The sequence below is a fragment of the Idiomarina fontislapidosi genome (assembly GCF_003226255.1).
Lineage (GTDB): Bacteria > Pseudomonadota > Gammaproteobacteria > Enterobacterales > Alteromonadaceae > Idiomarina > Idiomarina fontislapidosi.
Window position 1 is genome coordinate 1 of the sequence record NZ_QJST01000027.1, and the last position, 4,670, is coordinate 4,670.

General features: G+C 43.9%; 3 protein-coding genes and 2 pseudogenes. 2 read left to right on the top strand and 3 right to left on the bottom strand.

The genetic code is table 11. The annotated features are described in order from the left end of the window. Positions 1-99: 99 nt before the first annotated feature. A pseudogene (locus DFP83_RS13215) lies at positions 100-975 on the top strand (IS3 family transposase); the annotation flags it as partial. Positions 976-987: 12 nt separating this feature from the next. On the opposite strand, the pseudogene DFP83_RS13220 reads toward DFP83_RS13215, so the two are convergent. The 3 genes and pseudogenes from DFP83_RS13220 to DFP83_RS13230 all read right to left on the bottom strand — a co-directional run. Continuing rightward, positions 988-1,386 (bottom strand): annotated as a pseudogene (locus DFP83_RS13220) (IS3 family transposase); the annotation flags it as partial. Between the two features lie 138 nt (positions 1,387-1,524). Beyond that, on the bottom strand, positions 1,525-2,124 hold the full coding sequence (locus DFP83_RS13225) for a hypothetical protein (RefSeq protein WP_110576508.1): 600 nt from the start codon (positions 2,122-2,124) through the stop codon (positions 1,525-1,527). A gap of 2 nt (positions 2,125-2,126) precedes the next feature. Next, on the bottom strand, positions 2,127-2,564 hold the full coding sequence (locus DFP83_RS13230) for a Panacea domain-containing protein (protein ID WP_110576510.1): 438 nt from the start codon (positions 2,562-2,564) through the stop codon (positions 2,127-2,129). Between the two features lie 394 nt (positions 2,565-2,958). On the opposite strand from DFP83_RS13230, the gene DFP83_RS13235 reads away from it, so the two are divergent. After that, entirely contained in the window at positions 2,959-4,560 is a 1,602-nt protein-coding gene (locus DFP83_RS13235) for a reverse transcriptase domain-containing protein (protein ID WP_220025589.1), read from the top strand. Positions 4,561-4,670 lie beyond the last annotated feature (110 nt).

Here is a 4,670-nt window from a genome sequence, read left to right on the forward strand (position 1 = left end):
TCTTGTGTGAATGTACGTTTTGCTCGTTTCATCAGAAGTACTCATGCAAATCAGTAGTATAGTAAAACTGTTGCATTGACCACTTGAATCTACAGCAAGGTACTTTGCAAGCCAGCCAGAGTAAAGTACCAGTTCATCAATGAACATCGGCGCATTCATTCAATTGCTTTGATGTGTCGAGTTCTTGAGGTTGCGCGTGCAGGTTTCTATTTTTGGATCGATAAACCTTTATCTGATCGTGCCTTGGAAGATCGCCGACTGCTTCCCTTAATAAAAGATTCGCATAGCGCAAGTGGCGGTGTTTACGGCTATCGGCGCATTCATCTGGATTTGTGCGAGCTCGGCGAGTCGGTTGGTAAAAACCGTGTTTTAAAAATTATGAATGCACATAATATCATGGCCTCGAGGGGATATAAGCGATTTCGATACGGAGCCGGCCGGCCAGCTATTGTCACTCCTAATCTATTGCAGCGAGAGTTCACCGTGGCACGACCCAATCAAGCCTGGGTGACTGATATTACCTATATCCGGACTTGGCAGGGCTGGCTTTTTCTTGCGGTTGTCATGGACCTTTACGCGCGGAATATTGTCGGGTGGTCGATGAAGCCTAGCCTCGCTAAAGAGATTGTTTTAGACGCTCTGTTAATGGCTGTGTGGCGTCGAAAACCAACCTCGCCAGTCTTGGTGCATTCTGATCAGGGATCACAATACGGCAGCGATGATTGGCTCCGGTTTTGTAAGTCTAATAACTTAGAGCCCAGTATGAGTCGTCGGGCTAACTGTTGGGATAACGCCGTTGCAGAGTCTTTCTTTAGTAGTTTAAAGAAAGAACGGGTTAAAAAGCGGGTCTATAGAACGCGGGAATTAGCGCGCGCTGACATTTTTGATTACATTGAAGTATTCTATAATCGGAAACGGCGACATAGTCACCTCGGGGGCATTAGCCCTGAGCAGTTTGAGCAAGCCTCATTCTGAGGAGTCAGGGTGTCAATGATACTGGGGGCATTCCACTTGGTAACGGTTCTCATACTCTACTGGTGACAGCAGGTTATTGGAACCGTGTTTGCGTTTGCTGTTATAAAACATCTCGATGTAATCAAAGATATCACTTTTGGCATCACCTCTTGTTGAGTAGATCCTTCGTTTGATACGTTCACGTTTCAGCAACTGGAAGAAGCTCTCAGCAACAGCACTATCATGGCAGTTGCCTCGTCTGCTCATGCTACCTTCCAGTCCATTGGCTTTGAGGAATGCCTGCCAGTCATGACTAGTGTATTGGCTTCCCTGATCGGAATGCACCGTTACTTGTTGCTTAGGATTGCGCCTCCATACCGCCATTAGCAGCGCATCAAGAACTAACTCTTTTGTCATTCGTTGCTGCATTGACTGTCAACGGTAATCTAATTTTGACCCACCTAGCGGTAAAGTAAAATTGACCCACCCTTAGCGGTTTACTCGTTACCTCTGATAAGGGCTGTAAGGTTCGTGAAGTCGCCTCATTTGTATTGACGCAGCAGGTTAAGTTCACGGGCCCGTTGGGTATATTTTATGTTCTCGTTCGTACCAGATTAGAAAAAAGTGGCCTTGTAGTTCAATACCCCAAGCTCGCTTGCGATTTCCCATACGAAACCTGAATGATGAATCGAATTCCTCCAGGTCTAGATCAAGCCATCTTTGTTGAGCCTCTTGGCAAAGGGTCGATATCTCTTGGTCATGATGCATTAAATGGCTTGCATCGGATGTCATGGCTTGGATTTCTTTCCAGTCATGCCTCTCCAATCCATTTAAAGTGGATTTGATATCTTCGCACCACTCTTGGTCGCTCCACCTGCGAGCTTCTCCCCAGGACCAATGCCCATCGCGATCTGCATGCCTTGCACACCATGTCATTTCGTAGCCGTATCGCGCACCGTCCGCTAACGAGACAGCTTGCTTGGGGATTTCGAGAGTGCCGAATTTTGCTTCAGTAAGCGGGAGTTTTTCGTCGTCTGGAAGTGCTTCAACTTTTTTGGGACCTGCTTGCTTACCCTCTTGCATGACGGCTTCAGCAAACTTAACAGCTTTTGCTTTCTTCTTTTTGTCTTGCTCGGCTTTCCTTTGAGCTCTTCTCTCTTTCCTGCTCATTTTCAAAGAGCAGAATAGTACTCTGCTATCGAAGCCTTAGTAATCGTTGTTGAGCAGCTTGCCATTGGCTCAATGTCCCCACGCGCATCTTTCCATGGTGCCTCTTTGTGAGTCAGGTTACTTAGCCACTGGGCGGTCTTGTCACCGTAAAACTCTAATACTTTATCAATGGTGTCTTGCTGTTCCTCAGAGAGATTGTCTGAGCTGCCTTTTGCGTTAAAATGATTGGCATCAACTTTGAATAGCCCTCGATGGGACGAATACAAGTCCCTCGCTACAGGACCATTTGCCCACGCTTCAAAGTCTTCAGCAAAAAGTTCGTCCTCTTCCCAAACAAGCGACCATGCTTGGCTGTAGTATACGAGCTTCTGAAGCTTCATTGCTGAGATTGGGCCGCTTTTTTCCAAGATGTAAACCGCAGCATCAAATACATTAGCCATAAAGCCTCCTTGGTTATCCTCATGACTCATGACCACTCATTAGCCATTTCAATCACATAACGATAAAACGGTCAAGTATTATACGTATATATTAGCATAAGCCAACCAATTCATTCGCGCTGGCTTTTTCGATACTCCCTGTGGACGCTTTTCAGATTAAAGTTTTTACGCTAACATCTTGATTTGCGGGTGAACAGAATTTACTTTCCTTATGCTTATCAGCATAAGAGTTAAATAACGGCATTTTTGCCGTTTATCTGATTACTCTAAGTGTTAAGTTGTCTTATAGAGGTAAAGAGAAAATAGTTCACCCGCAGTTTCCTTAAGTCGCCTGCAAGGATTGCTCTTGATAGACTTTTTCCCTAAGAAGCTCAGTGATTGCGCGAATGTCGAAATGTTGGCATATTTATTGGATACCAACTACGAAGCTTTAGGGTCGTTTTTGTATTCAAAGAGGAAGTTATATCGCTCCTTCGAGATACCCAAAAAGTCTGGTGGAATGCGTGAAATCACGACACCAATCAAACCCCTCAAAGAAATTCAAAGGAAGCTTAAACCCTTAATCGAGCCTTATACCAGCCATAGAGAAGCTGCGCACGGTTTCATAGAAGGTAAAAGCATAGTCTCGAATGCTAGCAGGCACGTTAGAAAGAATTTTGTTTTCAATCTCGACCTTTTAGACTTTTTTGGCTCTATAAACTTCGGTAGGGTAAAAAGGCTTTTTGAATCAGCTCCATTTAACCTGCCGGCAAAAGTTGCGACGGTAGTGGCGCAGATAGTCTGCTTTGATAATCAATTACCTCAGGGGGCCCCAACCTCTCCCTTAATCTCCAATTTAATTGCGTTCAAGCTGGACGGAAATCTTACAGCCTTGGCAAGAAGAGCTGGAGTAAATTACTCAAGGTATGCAGATGACTTAACATTTTCGTCGAACTCTTTAAACTTGCTTAAAAATCATGGCATTTTAACTATTGACGAAAGTGCCCAGGTTAAGGTTGGCAAGGATCTTAAAAACATAATAAAGGCAAATGGTTTTGATATAAATGTAAACAAAACTCGGCTTCAAGGAAGAGGTCAGCATCAAGGCGTTACTGGCATAACGGTAAATAGAAAGGTAAATGTTACCCGCTCGTTCGTTAGAAAAACCGCATCAATTCTCTACTCAATATGCAAATGGGGCAGCGCAAATGCTGAGCGTGAGCATCTCAAAAAATATAGGACTAAAAGTCTTTCACCAAGAGCGCGACAACGAACTTTTCTGAATGAAGGGGACTTAATACTTAAGATTGTGAAAGGGCGAGTAAACTATATAAGAATGGTTAAAGGGGAAGCATCACCTGTGTATCGCAGGCTCGCCTATAGGTTAACAGTTGCCTTGGGTTGCCCGAACGAAGATTACAATAAGGATTGGGAAACGCTTCTCGCTGAATCTGTTTATGTACTCCATAATTATTATGACTCAACTCAGGGCTCCTGCGTTTTAATAGAAAATTTGGGCTTCGTAACAAATAAGCATGTTCTTAAGTGCGTAACCACCTCGAACTTTGAGGGGCATGTGGTAATAACGGGCCCTTTTGATTATGCGAAAGATTTACCTCTAATATCCTTTTTGGGGGCGTCAGATACAAATGACGTTGCACTAATTTGTCCCAGTGTTCACCAACACAGCCAGCCCTCTCTTAAAATTGCGTCATCACCAGATTATCGAAAAGGGACTAAGGTCGTTGCAATAGGCTTTCCGAATCATACAGAAGGAACACCTCCTGAGATTTTATATTGTACTATTCAGGGCAAAACTAAATTCCAAAAAAATGACCGTTATCTGCTGAGTTGTAACATTCATCATGGATTTAGTGGTGGTGCGGTTCTCAATCTTGATGGTGATGTTATAGGTATCGTGTCTAATGGCAACGAGGTTGGTGCTCGAAAATCAGTGGGTAATATGTTCATACCTATTCAAGATGTTGCTGAGGCTTTGAGCCATATAAGTAAGTGAATTTTGATTACAACTTATTAAGCGACAATTACGGTGGCCGGTCTAGCGACAATTATCTTGGCCGGTTGATCTGATAAGGTTCGGTACAGCAGAACGGAGGAGTTCACTGT

Excerpts from the sequence above, each read along its gene's own strand:
- DFP83_RS13235 (WP_220025589.1), top strand. The coding sequence starts at position 2,959 with ATGTTGGCATATTTATTGGATACCAACTACGAAGCTTTAGGGTCGTTT.
- DFP83_RS13225 (WP_110576508.1), bottom strand. The coding sequence starts at position 2,124 with ATGAGCAGGAAAGAGAGAAGAGCTCAAAGGAAAGCCGAGCAAGACAAA.
- DFP83_RS13230 (WP_110576510.1), bottom strand. The coding sequence starts at position 2,564 with ATGGCTAATGTATTTGATGCTGCGGTTTACATCTTGGAAAAAAGCGGC.